A 15,123-nucleotide genomic window follows, 5' to 3' on the forward strand; every position below is an offset into this window, starting at 1 on the left:
GCCAGCCGCGCGCAGCCCCTCAGAGGAAGCGGCCGCTGACCAGGCCCTTGACCACCCGCAAGCCCAGGCGTCGGGCATAAGCCCCATAGCTGATCTCGTCGGCCATCAAATCCAGGTGCATGCGCGTGACCTGCGTGCTGCGTGGCAAGGCTTTGACCAGCAGGCGCTCGCAGGCTTGAGGGAAGATCAGGTAACGCAGGCGGTTGGCGTGGTCCAGCACCTGCGTGATGGCCTTGTGGCGGCGCTGGTAAGCCGCCAGCGCGGGCACGCGGCCACCCGAGGCTTGCGCCTCCAGCACGGCCTGTGCGGCGAGGTAGCCGCTCTGCATCGCAAACGCAATGCCTTCGCCGGTGATGGGCTCGACCAGGCCGGCGGCATCCCCGGCGAGCAGCACCTGGCCGGCACCCGGCGTGGGCTTGTAATCGCCAAAGGGGATGTGGTGGCCCTTGATCTTGCCCGGCGGCATGCGGCCGAACACGCTGACCAGAAAGGCCTCGAAGTCCTGCTTCATCTGCGGGTTGCGGGCCTGGATGCCGCCCACGCCGACCGTGACCGTGTCCCGCTTGGGGAACACCCAGCCGTAGCCCCACTTCACCACGCCGAAGTAGATCTCCGGGCGGTTGACATCGCGGGGCAGCAAGGCACGGTCCACGTCCATCTCCAGCGCGAACGCGATCTTGTCGCGGTTGTATGAAGCACCGTACAGCGTGCGCGCCACGGTGCTGTTGACCCCGTCTGCACCAATCAGGTAGTCGTAGCTGATCTCTTGGCCGGACTGCAGGCGGCACACCTGCCGATCCAGGTCGACCGAGGCCAGGCCATCACCCTGGTAGAGGGTGGCGCCCTGCTCGCGCGCCAGGCCCAGCAGGTAGTGGTCAAAGTGATGGCGGGCCGTGAAGTACAGCGCGCTGTGGCCACCCACCTCGCTCAGGCAACGCTCGCGGTGAAACAGGCGGATGCCATCGGCCTCGTACTCGAAGGCCTGCGCCCAGGCCGCGTCACCGAAGATCTGGGCAAACAGCTTGCGGCTTCGCAGCGTCAGCAGGCCGCCGCACAGCTTGGGTCGGGGGAACACCGCCTTGTCGACGAGGGCGACGTCCACGCCCTGACTGGCCAGGGTACGGGCGGCAGACGACCCGGCCGGGCCGCCACCGATCACGATGACTGCATGGTGTTTTCTCACGCTGCTTGCTGGAATCAACTTGAACAGCCGCGCAGCGTATCACCACCCCCGCGCCGATACCGCGCGGGTGCCAGACAGATCAGTCCTTCGAGACGTCGGTCACGATGGTGACGCGGCGGTTCTCGGCGGCAGCCGGGTCCTTGGCGTTGAGCACCTCGGCATCCCCCTTGCCCACGGCCTTCAGGCGCTTGGGGTCGATCGAATGCGCCGTGACCAGGTAGTTGCGCACGCTCTCGGCGCGCTGCTGCGACAGGGTCAGGTTCATGTCGTGGGTGCCGCGCGGGTCGGCATGGCCTTCGACGTTGAAACCATAGTCGGCCAGCTTGTTGTTGCGCAGGGCCGCGGCCACCACGTCCAGCTGCTTCTTGGCCTGCGGGGTCAGCTCGGCGGAGTTGGTCTCGAAGGTGATCAGCAGCGAGGCGCTGGGCTTGCGGGCGGCCTGCTGGCCGGGGGTGTCGCGCTGCACGCGCAGGGAGCGGGTGACCACGGGCTCTTCGGGTGTGAGCGCGTCGATGAGGTTGCCCTCGGTCACGGCCTTGCCCTTGAGCACGGTGGTGGGGGTGGGGTCATCGGCATGGGCCAGGCCCACGCTGACCAGCAAGGCGGCGGCGCTCAAGGCGCGGATCAGGAAGGAGCGGGAAGACGTGTTCATGGACAAGTCCTTGAAGGGGTGACGGCCGTCACTGTAGGGCGATGGCCTGGAGGTGAAAAGCGACTTTTGTCATCGACAGGGTCATGGGCGGCAAGGCGGGCCAGGTCATGCCCCATCAAGGCCCGATGCGCGTGACCTCGGCCGGGTTGCCCACCCAGACGGCCACCGCAGTGTAGTTGTCCTGGTTGGGCACCTGGCGCTGCGCCACCAGCTCGGCCATCTGGTCCAGCCACTGGCCGGGGTTGCCTGCCTGCAGCAGGGTGCGCTCGATGTCGGCGGGTTCGAGCTGGTCCCACCAGCCATCCGAGCACAGCAAGAAGGCGTCGCCTTCGATCAGCGCCTGCGGCTCGCGCGTGAGGTGCACGTGCGGCGTCTCCTCGCTGCCCATGGCGGCCAGCAACTGGTTCTTGCGCGGGTGGTGGCGGGCCTCTTCGGGCTTGATGAAACCAGCGTCCACCATGTGCTGCACCACGCTGTCATCCACGGTGAGCTGTTGCGCCACGCCCTGGCGGACGCGGTACAGGCGCGAGTCGCCCACATGGCCCCACATGGCCAGGCCTTCTTGCGCCTCCAGCCACAGGACCACCACGGTGGCGTGCATGCGCTGGTGGCTCTTGAAGCCCTCCTGGCCGGCGTTGAGCACCTCGTTGGCCTCTTCGATCGAGGCCTCCAGCACGGCGGGGTTGTAGACGGTGGCGCGCTGCAACAGCAAGGTGGCGGTGCGCACGACGATGTCCGAGGCCATGGCGCCATTGCTGTGGCCGCCGGCGCCGTCAGACAGCACGGCATAGACGTGGGTGCCCGAGGTGCCGTGGCGAAAGTCGTCTTCGTTGTGCGAACGCTGGCCGACTTCGCTGCGGCTGGCTACTTCTATGTGCATCATGCAGGTTTGGCTGGGTCACGGCCGGTCTGGCGGCGTTCGGCGTCCAGGCGGTCCAGTTGTTCTTCGTAGGCTTGCAGGAAGGCGCGGCCAAAGAGGTTGTGGAAGTCGTCCTGCGCCTCGGCCTTGACGGCTTCGTAGTGCTGCAGATACAGCTCCCACAGCTTGGCGCGGCGGTTCATGGGCAGCAGGCTGTCGAGCATGCTGCGGCCCACGAGCTTGGCCTCCAGTGCATCGGGCTCGAAGCGGGCCAGCACGCCCTCCAGCGCGGCGCGCATGCCCACCATGGTGCCGATGGTGTGGCCCAGCAGGTCGTCCATGGCGTCGGCCACAGCTTCAGGGCCGGACATGAAGCCACGCAGCGGCGGTTGCAGCAGCTGCTCCATGGCCGAGACCGTATCCGGCGAGAACTTCAGCGGGTTGTTGCGCCGCGCCTGGATCACGGTGACCTCGGCGCGCATCTCCTGCTTGGTGGCGGCGCGCGCGGCCACCAGCTTGAGGCTGCCGTCCACCGTGTGGTGCAGCAGCTGGCCGATGACGCGCATCAGATCCGGGTTGAGGCCTTGGGGTGGCGTGAAGTGGATGCCGGCGCCCTCACAGAAGGCGGCCCAGAGCGCTCGGGTATCGGCTGGTGTGTCCGATGAAGCTCCGGTACGGGTGGCGGCCTGAGCGGAGGCGACGGCCGCCGCTGTTGATGCTGCGGGCGCGGCCACAGGTGCGGACACCGGCGCCGGGGCCACCACAGGCTCGGGCGCCTGGACCTCGACATGCGGCACGGCCGTCTGCGGAATGGGCAACTGGGTCTGCAAAGGCTCGGCCAGCGGCTCGTGGCCCACCGGGGCGCTCACGTCGATGGTTTGTTTGACGTGCACGGCCGGCACGGTCTGCGGCGACAGGTCCAGGTCGTCCAGCAAGCCGCCTGAGCGGGCTGGTGTGCCCAGGCCCAGATCGGCAAAAGGTGAGCTCCCTGCGGGCTCGGCAGGGGCCGCCCCTTTGTCCGCCCCCTTGTCCGCCCCCTTGTCCGCCGGCTTGGGCGGCGGCATGAAGGAGAAGGAGGCCTCCATCGGTTCACGCGTGGGCCTGGCCTGGGATGCAGCAGGTGCGGCAAGGGGGGGCTCGGCCGGCACGGGCGCGGGGATGGGTGCAGGCATGGGTGCCGGCGTGGGCGTCGCCACGGGCGGCAACGGCATGGCCGCCTGCAGCTCGGGCACGTCGTCGGGCAAGGCCGGGCCGGCCTCGACCGGTGGCTTGTCGGATGCCAGGATGCCGATGTCTGCACGCGGCTTGATCAGCGAGAGCGGGTCCACGCTGATGGGCGTACCGGCCGCGGCCTCGGCGGGTGCAGCCGGCTCCGTCTTCTTCAGGAAAGAGGCCAGTGGGTCGGACGAGGTGCCGCCGCCCAGACCGAACATCTGGTCGAGGGACTGGGCGCCAGGAGGGGCCACCGAGCCCATGAGATCGAGGTCACCCGGCAGAGGCTTGGCGCCGCCGGACAGGTCGAACGGCGAGGCGCTGGCCGGCGGTGTGGGCGCTTGCGGCAAGTCCCAGCTGCTGGCGGCCGGGGCCGGCCGGCCCGTCGGGCTCGGGGCGGCCTGGAAATCGGCAAACGGGTCGAAGTCATCGGGCAAGCGTGCCGGTGCAGCGGGTGCCGCGACGGGCGCAGCAGCGGGCGCAAACGATGCTGGCGAGGGCGAGCCAAATCCACCGAGCAGATCGGCGAACGGCGAAGCCGGGGACGGCGCCGGCGCGGGCACGAAGGCCGGCGACACCGAGGCCCCCGCCGAAGCCGAGGACGAGCCGCTCAAGCCGCCCAGCAGATCGGCAAAGGGCGAGGCGCTGGAGGCCTGTGGGGCAGGTGCAGGTGCGGGAGCGAAAGCCTGTGCCGGCGCCATGGCCGGTACGGCAGCAGCAGCCGGCATGGGCACACCCGTGCCATGCTCGGCCGAGCGCATCAGGCTCGGATCCGTGCGGGGCTCCTGCCCAGACCCGACGATGACGGTACGCGAATCCACCGCCGCACGGCCCTTGGTGATGGTGCGGGCCGTGGCATCGTTTTGCGAATACGTGACCAGCAGGGCATAGGTGCCGATCTGCAGCTCGTCGTTTTCATCCAGCAGCACGCCCTCGCCCGGCGGCACCGGCTTGTTGTTGTGCCAGATGGGGTTGGCGTTGCCCACATTGAGGATGCGCCAGCCTTCGGGGCCGCGGCTGACCTCGGCCTGCAGGCGCGAGATGCGGCGCTCCGGATCGGGCAGCGCCAGGGTGTTCGTGTCGGAGCGGCCGATGGTGCCGCCGCGCTCGTCGAAGTATGCGGAAATCGCCTGCGTCAAAGGCTGGCCAGCCAGGCTGACGGCGCGGATGAGCAAGTGCATGAAGGAGGCTCCAGACTGCCCCTGTTATAGAAATGGCTTGGGGCGATGATCCGAATGGTGTCGGCGTGACTGACCTTGGTCAATCAACGAAAGTCATGCGGCCGCATGCGCCAGGCTGCGGTGCATCAAGGCTGGTGCTGCCAGGCTTGCCAGGCCAGCACGGCGGCGAAGATCAAGGCCACCATCAAGCGACCCTTGGCGGCTGGCGTGATGCGTTTGTGCTTGATCACGTCGCGCATGCCCAGCACGAAGAGGAGGCCGCCGACCAAGGCCAGCACGACTTGCGGGTTGAGCTGCATGCCTCAGCCCCTCGCATTCAACCAGCGGCTTTGCCGCCAGGCAGGCGCCGCCACCGGCAGCATCACGCTGCCCGGGTTCAGCAGGCACAGGTATTCGGCGGCCATGATGCGCTGGCGTTGCCCGGCGGTTTGCAGCACCACCAGGGCGTGCCCTGCGCTGGGTGGCTCACCCACGAAATAGCGTTGCCCGACCTTGAAGCGTGCGGCCTGCGCCTGCCACCAGGCCTGGACCTTGGCTTGATCGGGCCAGGGCAGGCTGTCGTCTTCGTCCATGGCCACGTCGTGGTCCTCGGGGTTGTCGTTGGGACCAGGCTCCAGGCCTTCAGGTGGCTTGCGCTCCAGCCCGCATGCTGCCAGGTCGGCGCCCGAGATCAGGCTGAACGCCTCGCCCGCCAGGCGCGCCCAGTTGTCGTCGGCCATGTGGTGAATCAACCAGGGCATGACCTGCACATCGCCCACCCAGGCGGCCATGCGCATCATGCGGCGTTTGGCCGGGGCACTGTTTTCGGCCAGGGGGGCCAGCTTGCGCACCTGCTCACGGCCCCAGTCCATCGGTGCGGCCATGGTGGCCAGACGATGGGCGTCCTGTTGCGGCCAGGTCTGACCGGGCGGCACAGCCAGCAGCGCCTGGCGCACCAGGTCGTTCTGGCCCTGACCCCACAGCGTGAGCGCCCAGGCCGCCGCGCGCCGGTCAGCGAGGGCATCCGCCGGCGAACCGCCTGCCCCCAGCACCACCGTGGCGTGCTCGTCGTGCACCGGCCCGGCTTGTGCGGACACGGCCAGACGCGCTGCATCAGCCAGATCACGGCGCCCCAGTTGCCCGGCCACCCGCCAGGCCCGTGCGCGCACGCCGGCATCCGCATCCTGCACGGCCTGAGCCAGCACGGCACCCGGATCGACACGGTGCATGGCACAAGCGGCCAGGGCCCAGGCCCGGTGTACCGGCACGGTGCTGCCCAACAGGGCTCGCACCGTGCCTTGCAGGTCTTCGGACGACACCCAGCCCAAGGCGGACAGGAAGCCACGCTCGGCCTCCGGCAAGCTTGCCGCCAGCTTGACCAGGCGCTGCAGCACCGCGGCATCGCGACCTTGCAGGGCGCACACGGCCAGCGCAAACACCACACCCGCACCAGGCGAGGCCAGCCCGGCTTGCAGCATCGCCAGGCCCTCGGGCCCGGCCACGGCCACGCCGTCGAGGTGCGCCGCAATGCGCTCGTCCAGTCGACGCAGGCGATGCAGTTGCACATGCGGCGCACGCAGCAACACCGAGCGAACCTGGCGCAGGCTCACCGCATCATCGACATGCTGTTGCAACACCAGCGGGATGCTCACCTTGCAAGCCCTTTACACGTTGTCCGGGCACTGGAAGTACTGCCAGCCCTTCGGCCCCAGCCTGTAGGCATGCTCGTCGCCCGTGACCCACAGGTAATCGCCTGCGGCGTTGACGCTGTGGAACTCGGAGCCGGCCTTGAACGGCGCCTTCACCTTGTCAGGCGCCTGGCCGGGGGCCCACACGAGCAACTCGTTGAAAGCCGTCACGTACAAGGCACCCTGGTAAAGGGCCAGGCAGTCAAAGCTGCGCTTGCTCAGCTCGGGTGCACTGCAATCCTGTACCGAAGCCAGGTCCGCTGCGATCTTGAGCAAGGTGCCACCATCCCCGCTGACCCAGGCCGAGCCATCGCCTGCGGCCAGGGCGCAATGCAGATCGAGGTTGGTCCCCGAGTCCAGCGTTTTCCAGGCACCGCCGTTGACGCGGCAGGCCATGAAGCCCTTGCCGCCCACCACGAGCAGGCGCCCAGGCGCGAGTTCGGCCACGGAGAACAGCGAACAATCGTTGCTGCCGTCAAATTTCTCGAACAAGCCCTGATCGACGGACTGCCACTGGTCATCGGCGAAGCGCAACACCTCGCGCTGCCCGCCGCAAACGTACAGGCCATCGCTGGCCGCACACAGGCCCTCGAACACGGCTGACTTGTCCTTGCGCGGGATGTCGATGTCCGCAGGCTGCTGGCCGGGCTTGTACAGGCGCAAAGGCCCGTCGCGGCCCAGCACGGCGATCCAGGGGCGGGGGGACTGCGGCACCGGCACCGCGATGGCGCCATAGGCCACGGCGCCCAGGTCGCCCAGGTGCACCCAGCCGGCGTCACCCGCCTTGACGAAACGCGTGAAAGTAGGGTCCTGGCCCTGGTCCTGCACATGGCCAGCCAGGAAGGCGTCGCCCGTGCTGGTGGCCACGGCCTTCGTGAAGTAGATGCGTGCGTTCTTTGCCATAGGTGTTCTTGCCTGTTGGTGTTTGCTTACCAGGTGCCGGCGCTCATGGATGTCTTGTAGGCTTCATAGTCATCATTGACCTTGCCCGGCGCACCCGACGCGGTCAGTTTGGTGTCGGCGGTACAACCGGGGCCATCGGGCGGCTTTTGCGAATAGTAGGCGTCCAGCTGCGCCTTGACACAGGCCTTCTCGTTGTCGTTCAGATCACGGGGCGGGTCCATGGCGCCACCGGCCGAGCCTGCGGCCGTGTCCAGTGCCGTGCCGTACTTGAAGTCCTTGCCTTCTTCAAAGTGGTAGCGCTCGACCTTGTCAAAACGCCGGTGGCAAGCCTTGTGGCTGCCGGTGTGCTGGTTCTTGCCCAGGGTACAGATGCACGGCGCCTTGTCGTAGTTGAAGCCGCTCATGCCCTTGGTACAGCGCCCCGGGATGAGGTGGTGCGGCGTCTGGTGCTCGCCGTTTTTCTTGGGGCAACCCGGCACCTTGGGCAACAACATCACGTGCTCCATGCCATGGCACACACCGCCCGGCGCCGACATGGCGGGCTTGTCGAGATAAGGCCAGGTCGGCGAGTTGCCAGGCACCGAACCGTGGTTGTGCGTGGTGAGGTCCAGCATGCGCACGACGTTCTCGCCTTCGACCTTGACGTCCATCGACCAGGCATTGAAGAACACCTTGCCCATGTTCTTGTGCGTCACGACCCCCTTCATGGGCGCTGAACCGGCCTCGTCCCCTGAACTCTTGCTGAAGCTGCTCTTGTTCTTGAGCATCACTTCCTGGTTGGAGATCTTGACGGAACTCGACCCATCTGTCGTGTCCGACGCCATGCCGGTGTTCGGATACGGGATGGGCACGCCGGGTGGCGTGGCCGGCGTCTGGGGTGGGGTCATGCAGACATCGGGGAAGGCGCAGATGGACTTGCCATCGGCGGCCTTGCAAGCCACCTCCATGTTGTTGGCATAGACCTCGTTGCTCATCGCGCCACCCGGTATTGCAGCGACAGGGCCGCACGCTGCCCCGCATCATTGGCCATGTGCGCAAGGACGTTCGGCCCCGGCGCATAACCTTTGCGACAGGCGGCCTGAGCCAGGGCCACGACCGCCACCCCCGCGGCCGCGCCGGCTTCGCCCATGCACTCGGCCGGGTGCCAGATATCGAATGCCTCCTTGAGGACCCGCATGGTGCGCGACAAGGCCAGCGCAGCCTCCTTGAAGTAGTACTGCTCGCCGGACACGTCGGTGATGCGGAAGTCCATGTCGTGGATCTGGCGGCCTGCCTCGTTCATGGCGGCCTTGATCGCCTGCGACAGCCCATCGGCCCGCAAAGGGGCCTCGCTGTCCAGATGCGCGGGCTCACGGCTGAAACCCAGACCCGTGCACACCAGCTCGCCAGCCTGGCCTTGCGCCTGGCCCACGAGCAAGGCGCCTGCGCCCTCGCCCGGCATGAAGCCATTGGTATTTTGAGAGGTCAGCAGACGCCCGACCCGCTCGTAGTGCCCCATGGTCGGCCAGTTCAGCAGGCTGTCTGCCGCGACCACGAGCACATGCTTGCAATGCCCTTGCGTGATCAGGGCTCGCGCCTGCGCCAGCGCCACCGCCACCGCCACGCGGCCTTGGGTGATGACCATCGAGCGCGCTGCAAACGTCACCCCCAGTTCGGCCTGGATCAGGTTGAACAGCGCCTCGTCCAGCCCCTCCATGCGCCCGGGGCGCTCGGCCTCGGCCACGCACAGCAGCATGGGCAGGGTGCCCCATTCCTTGCGAGGCAGGTCGCGCAGCGCCTCTTCCATGCTCATCGCGGCCATCTTGGCCAGACGGGTCGGCCCGACCCAAGGCTGCGCCAAGGGCACCTGGTGCGCCATGATGGGCTCACCCGCGCTGTCGATGTAGCGTGTCTGGGTGGGGTTGCCGATCTTGCCGCGAAAGGCTGCGCAACTGGCCGGAGCGTCCAGGCCCACCGAGGTGACAAGCCCCAGGCCCTGAATGGCGATGTGAGGCGTGTTCATGCAGGTTCAGCCTCTTGCGGCGACATCGGCACCATCACGACCTTGATCGGGAAGGCGACACGCTCGCGCTGCTGCCACCACTCGGGTCCCTTCTTGCCGACCAGCACATGCGAGATCTCGTGCAGGCTTTTCTTCAAAGGCCGCGTCACCCGCCAGGTCATGGAGAAGCGCTCCTCATCGGGCTCGAACACGATGGTGTCGAGCTGGGCAATGAAGTCCTCGCGTTCGCCCTGCTTGGGAAACACATGCACGGGCGCCTCGAAATACGGCAAGGTGAACTGCCTGAGGCCATCCGGCGTGAAGTTGACCAGGCGCACATCCAGTGCCTGCTGGGGAATCGGGATCTGCTGGTCCAGCGGTGCGGCCTGGTAGTAGCGCTCGTCGAAGTCCTTGGGCAGGAAGGGGAAGCCCTCGTCGAGCCACTGCTGGTCATAGGTGCCTGCATGACAGGCGCGCTGCTGCCACCCGCGCCCGACCGGCCCGAATGCCATGGGCTTGTAGCTGCTGGCCGGCCAGCTCACAGGCTCGCCCGGCTCTTCGGTGCAAGGCAGGGGCTGGCCATCCACCCAGGTGTTCTTGAGCTGCTTGTGAAAACCGCGCCCAACGGGGTTGAGCATGAAGGCCTCGTGCTCGGACGGGTCACCGGAGGCATCGTCGACACCCCCGAATGCCAGGTCATACGAGATGGGCAGGCGCGTGAAGGCCTGTGGCTGCGAAGCGCGGATGCCCGTGACGCCCGCCTCCCAGACACGCGGGCCGACCACATCGCAGCTTTTGCTCATCGCGCCCACGCTCAGGCTGACCTGCGTGCGCGTGACCGACTGCCCTGCAGGGGCATACGCGCTGCCCATCAGCAGCACATCACATTGCCGCTTGCGTGGTGCGAAATCGATCTCGTGCACCGGTGCGCTGCGGCCCGGCTCACCCGTGAACGTGTCGGCCATCACCAGCGGCAGCTGCACCTCATGCAGCCGCACCTGCTCACCGGGCTTGGGCAGCACAAAGGTGCCCTTGATGACCACGACCAGCAGCTCGCGCCCACTGGGCTCCAGGCCCATGTTGAACCCCACGACCATGCGGGTGGCGTTGATGATGTTCATGGCGGTACGACGCGATCAGTTGAGCTGAACCGAGCCGCCCTTGACACGGTTGACCCCGCTCGATCGACTCACGACATAGCTGCCATCGATCAGCACCTTGCCGGATTTGGTCAAGGTGATGCTGGCCTTGCCGCAACGCAGCACCAGCTGCTCCTTGGCCGACACGGTCATGCGCTCGCCGTCCGCATCAACGTCCACCGTGGCAGGCTGCGCCGCCAGCGGCCAGGCGCCCTGGGTGCGCAACACCCCCATGACAATGGGCTTGTGCGCATCGCCCTGCTCGAACATCAGCACCACGCCCTGCCCGATGTGCGCACCATGCAGGTCCACCGTGCTGCGAGCCGGCAAGGCGGCGTGGCCAGGCTGGCCGGCAAAGCTGACCAAGGGGGTCTGGCCATCGTCCGTCAGGGCGAGCAAGGTGCCCACCACCACGCCCGGCACCGGGCGCTGCAAAGGCACCGCTTGCGGCAACAGCCCGGCAGCAGGGCCGTTCAACAAAGGCGACAGCAGGTCATCGGCTTCGGCAGATGCCGTCGGCGAGTGCTCAGGGAGGTCATTTGGCTTCATGTCTTCACGCCTTGCTGGCTCGTCAGTTCTGCAGGATCTTGGAGCCCTTGAGCACCATGTCGCTGCTGGCCTTGACGTTGATCTTGCCCGAGCCTTCCACCGTCACGTCCTTGCCCTTGATGATGATCGTGCCGTCCTTCTTCATCGTGATGCTGGCGCTGCCGGTCGTGATCGAGATGGAATCGGCCGCTTCGATGATCAGGTTCTTGCCCACCTTGACGGCCTCGTTGCCGCTGACCTGCAGCGTGCGGTCCTTGCCCACCGTCACGCTCTGTGCGCCACCCACCTGGAGGCTGTGGTCCGCGCCCACCGAGATGGCCTGGCCCGAGCCCACATTGATCGACTGGCTGGCACCCACATTGGTCGACTGGTTGGCGCCCACGTTGATGGACTGCGCCGCCCCAATGGCCACTTCCTGCGCGGCACCAATGGCAATGGTCTCGTTGACGCCCACCGTGTGGGTGCGCTGCATGGCCACCGTGGCGGTTTCGCTGGCACCCACCGAGATGCTGCGGTTGGCGCCGATGGTGACGCTTTCATTGGCGCCCACGTTCTCGGTTCGGTTGGCCCCGATCGTGATGTCTTCGTTGGCGCCCACGTCTTCGGTGCGGTTCACGCCGATGCTGATCTTCTCGTTGTTGCCCACCTTCTCGGTGCGGTCCACGCCAATGGTGATCGTCTCGTTGTTGTCCACCGTCTCGGTGCGGTCGTGCTTGACGTGCACGGTTTCGTCGTGGTCGATCGTCTTGGTGCGGTCATGCCCGACCCACTTGACCTCGTCGTTCTCGACCTCGGTGAGCTGGTTCTTTTCGGCGTGCAGCCACAGCTCTTCGCTGCCCTTCTTGTCCTCGAAGCGGATGGCGTTGGCGTTGGCATAAGCCCCACCCTTGGACGAGCGCGTGAGCACGCCGGACTGGGTGGCATTGGCCGGCAGGTCCCACGGCGGCATCTGCTGCGCGTTGTAGACGCGGCCGGTGATCAGCGGCTGGTCCGGGTCCCCTTCGAGGAAGTCGACCACCACTTCCTGGCCGATGCGCGGGATGTGCATGAAGCCGAAGTTCTGGCCTGCCCAGGGTTGCGACACGCGCACCCAGCAGGAGCTTTTGTCGTCCTTCTTGCCCAGGCGGTCCCAGTGGAACTGCACTTTGACGCGGCCGTACTTGTCGGTGAAGATTTCTTCGCCGCCGGGACCGACCACCACCGCCGTCTGCGGGCCCTGCACGAAAGGCTTGGGCGTGAGGCGCGGCGGGCGGAACTGCTGCGTGGCCGGGATGGCCTCGAAACTGACCTTGTACTGGCTGCCGCTTTCGCCGGCATCGAACACGGCGACCTGGGCCTGGATCTTCACGCTGGTCAGCAGGTACTGGGCGTTCTGGTCCTCACGCGGGTGCTTGGCCAGCGTGAAGGTGCGGCCGGCCTCCAGGCCCATGGCATTGCCCGCCCCATCCAGGCGGTGATGGCGTGCCTGCACCTCGTCGAGCCAGTCTTCGGCAAACTGCTTGCCGTCGGCCGACTGGATGTAGTCGCCCTGGAAATCAAAACGCTCGGCCGAGGCCTGGTCGTGCGAGCGGCTCAGGCTGGCGTCCACCAGCAGCGAGGTCGAGGGGCGCTCGAAGTCGTAGCTCGTGAGCACCATCTTGCCGGTCTTGACCTCCTGGCTGAAGGTCCATTGCGAGATGTACTCCTGGTCCGGCGGCGCGTTGCTGGGGTCTTCGATGTAGCGGATGGTGCTCTGGCCCGTGATGGGGTCGTGCGCACTCAGCGAATCCATCAGCACCAGCTCGTGCTTGCCGTCGGTGTGTTCGAAATACCAGTAGATGCCCTCGCGCTCCAGCAGCCGGGTGACAAACTGGAAGTCGCTTTCGCGGTACTGCACGCAATACGTCCAGGGGCGGTAGCTGCGAAACAGCTTGAGCTTGACCTGGGCCACGCTGGCGTGGTCGTCGAACACCTTCTTGACGATGTCCGGGACGGACATCTCCTGAAAGATGCGGCAGTCGCTGGTGCGGGTGAGGAACCACAGCCAGGGGCGGACCTCGGCCTGGTAGGCGAAGTAGCGGCCCCGAGGCGTGCCCAGGCCGAAGCGGGTGACGTAGCCGTGGAAAAAGCGCTTTTCGTCATCCTGCAGGTGCAGGGTGAGCGTGACCGGCTTGCCCAGCAGGTCCTTGGGCGCCAGGTCGGGCTTTTCGCTCAGCAGGTTGAGCTGCATGCCGCCGAGCTGGCTCAAGCCCTCCGACACGTTCATCGATTCGAGGAACAGGTCGGCAGCAGGCAGCGGCGAGCTGAGCGTGATGGGTGCTTGGTTGGCCATGGTGCCTTAGTGGACCTCAGTCGGGCATGCCGGCAAAGCGACCAAAGTCACCCGCCGACCGAGCCTTGAACGCGCCTGACTCTCAGGCCAGTTGACGCGCCGCCACCAGCCAGCCATTCACCGGCTTGCCGCCCTCTTCCCGCAGGATGACGCCTTCCATGTCCAGCAGGCTCAGGCCCGCGGCGCTCAGCACCTCGACAATGTGCTGCTGGTGGTGGGCATAGCGGCCATGCGGCTGGATCTGGTGGGCCAGCTCAGCCTCATCGGGCAGGGCTTCGACGGTGAAGACCAGGGTGCCGCCCGGCTTGAGCGAATTGGCCGACTCCTGGATGACCTTGCCCAGGTCACCGAAGTAGCACAGGGTGTCAGCCGACAGCACCACGTCCCACTGGCGGGGCGAGAGGTGCAGGAACTCGGTGAGCTCGGCCTTGTACAGGTCGCTGTAGACGCCCTTGGTCTGGGCGCGGTCGAGCATGCCTTTGGACAGGTCTACGCCGGCCAGCGCACGGGCCCAGGGCGCCATCAAGGGGCCACACAGGCCGGTGCCGCAACCGGCGTCGAGCATCACGAACTGGTGCTGGGGGGGCGGCAGGTGGCGGGCCAGCATGTCGGCGCACAGCTGCGGGGCCTGGTAGTTCAGGCGCTCGTTGAGCACCGACTCGAAGCTCTCGGCAAAGTGGTCGAAGGCCTGCTCGACGTAGTCGTCCGGGGCGCGCTCAGGCACGCCCTGGCCGGTGCAGGCCGCATACATGTGGCGCGCGGTGGGGTGCTCGGGCTCCTGTTCCAGCCACTGGCGGTAGACCTCGCCGGCGTCGGCGATGCGGCCCATGGCGTAGTAGGTGGTGCCCAGCAAGCGGCGCGCGGATGAATCACCCGGCAGCAGCTCCAGCGCCTTGATGTAGTAGGTGATGGCGCCTGGGCGGTCGCCCTTTTCGGCATACAGCAGGCCCATGTTGTTGTGGGCGCTGACGTGGCGCGGGTCGAGCTGCATGGCACGCTCGTACGACGCGTGGGCCTGGTCGAACTGGCGCTGCGCCTTGTAGAGGGCACCCAGGTTGTTGTGCAGGTCGGCATTGCCCTGGTCAAGCTCGACAGCCTGCTGGTAGGCGCCCAGCGCCTTGGCCACCTCGCCGCGGGCCATGTAGATGTTGCCCAGGTTGTTGAAGTAGCCAGCGTAGTTGGGCTCGGCCTCGATGGCGCGCTCGATGAGGCTCACGCCTTCGTCGGACTGGCCCATCTGGTGGCGCGCCATGCCCATGAGGTGCAGCACATCGGGGTGGCCGGGCACGGCTTCCAGCAGGCGCTGGTAGAGCTGCACGGCACCTTCGAGCTGGTTGTTGCGGTGCAGCTGGACGGCCATCTGCAAGGCGTCATCGAAAGTGACTTCCTGGGGCTGGTCAGGCTGGGCGGCGGCGGTGTTCATGGCTGCAAACTCCTCTGGCGGGGGCTGGTCCATCCCAACCCGGATCATCCCGCCAGTGGAGCG

13 protein-coding genes are annotated in these 15,123 nt (G+C 67.0%); all 13 read right to left on the bottom strand.

Annotated features, from left to right (window positions below):
• Positions 1–19: 19 nt before the first annotated feature.
• The 13 genes from JY96_RS10645 to JY96_RS10700 all read right to left on the bottom strand — a co-directional run bounded on the left by JY96_RS10645 (position 20) and on the right by JY96_RS10700 (position 15,060).
• Positions 20–1,183: a geranylgeranyl reductase family protein gene (locus JY96_RS10645; protein ID WP_035037265.1), complete on the bottom strand. Its 1,164-nt coding sequence runs from the start codon at positions 1,181–1,183 to the stop codon at positions 20–22.
• A 79-nt stretch (positions 1,184–1,262) separates the two neighbouring features.
• The gene (locus JY96_RS10650) at positions 1,263–1,835 is read right to left on the bottom strand and encodes an OmpA family protein (protein ID WP_035037266.1); all 573 of its coding nucleotides are present in this window, start codon (positions 1,833–1,835) and stop codon (positions 1,263–1,265) included.
• A gap of 115 nt (positions 1,836–1,950) precedes the next feature.
• Positions 1,951–2,718 (bottom strand): PP2C family serine/threonine-protein phosphatase, encoded by a 768-nt coding sequence (locus tag JY96_RS10655; protein WP_081961187.1) that lies wholly within the window; start codon positions 2,716–2,718, stop codon positions 1,951–1,953.
• The gene (tagH, locus tag JY96_RS24210) at positions 2,715–5,087 is read right to left on the bottom strand and encodes a type VI secretion system-associated FHA domain protein TagH (protein WP_052162394.1); all 2,373 of its coding nucleotides are present in this window, start codon (positions 5,085–5,087) and stop codon (positions 2,715–2,717) included. Before tagH ends, JY96_RS10655 begins: the two co-directional genes overlap by 4 nt.
• A gap of 125 nt (positions 5,088–5,212) precedes the next feature.
• Entirely contained in the window at positions 5,213–5,386 is a 174-nt protein-coding gene (locus JY96_RS23585) for a hypothetical protein (protein WP_161784301.1), read from the bottom strand.
• Between the two features lie 3 nt (positions 5,387–5,389).
• On the bottom strand, positions 5,390–6,718 hold the full coding sequence (locus JY96_RS10665) for a TIGR02270 family protein (protein WP_035037270.1): 1,329 nt from the start codon (positions 6,716–6,718) through the stop codon (positions 5,390–5,392).
• Between the two features lie 12 nt (positions 6,719–6,730).
• Positions 6,731–7,657, bottom strand: a complete 927-nt coding sequence (locus JY96_RS10670; protein ID WP_035037271.1) for a hypothetical protein — start codon at positions 7,655–7,657, stop codon at positions 6,731–6,733.
• A gap of 26 nt (positions 7,658–7,683) precedes the next feature.
• Positions 7,684–8,631 (bottom strand): PAAR-like domain-containing protein, encoded by a 948-nt coding sequence (locus JY96_RS24215; protein ID WP_052162395.1) that lies wholly within the window; start codon positions 8,629–8,631, stop codon positions 7,684–7,686.
• Entirely contained in the window at positions 8,628–9,659 is a 1,032-nt protein-coding gene (locus JY96_RS10680) for a beta-ketoacyl synthase N-terminal-like domain-containing protein (protein ID WP_035037273.1), read from the bottom strand. The genes JY96_RS24215 and JY96_RS10680 overlap by 4 nt, the downstream gene beginning before the upstream one ends.
• On the bottom strand, positions 9,656–10,759 hold the full coding sequence (locus JY96_RS10685) for a DUF2169 domain-containing protein (protein WP_035037276.1): 1,104 nt from the start codon (positions 10,757–10,759) through the stop codon (positions 9,656–9,658). The genes JY96_RS10680 and JY96_RS10685 overlap by 4 nt, the downstream gene beginning before the upstream one ends.
• A 15-nt stretch (positions 10,760–10,774) precedes the next feature.
• A complete protein-coding gene (locus tag JY96_RS10690; RefSeq protein ID WP_235333901.1) occupies positions 10,775–11,326 on the bottom strand; it encodes a DUF6484 domain-containing protein in 552 nt (183 codons plus the stop codon).
• A 22-nt stretch (positions 11,327–11,348) separates the two neighbouring features.
• Positions 11,349–13,637, bottom strand: coding sequence for a type VI secretion system Vgr family protein (locus tag JY96_RS10695; RefSeq protein WP_035037278.1), 2,289 nt, complete (start codon positions 13,635–13,637; stop codon positions 11,349–11,351).
• Between the two features lie 82 nt (positions 13,638–13,719).
• Positions 13,720–15,060, bottom strand: coding sequence for a tetratricopeptide repeat protein (locus JY96_RS10700; RefSeq protein ID WP_052162932.1), 1,341 nt, complete (start codon positions 15,058–15,060; stop codon positions 13,720–13,722).
• Positions 15,061–15,123: the final 63 nt, after the last annotated feature.

Source organism: Aquabacterium sp. NJ1, assembly GCF_000768065.1.
Taxonomy (GTDB): Bacteria; Pseudomonadota; Gammaproteobacteria; order Burkholderiales; family Burkholderiaceae_C; genus Aquabacterium.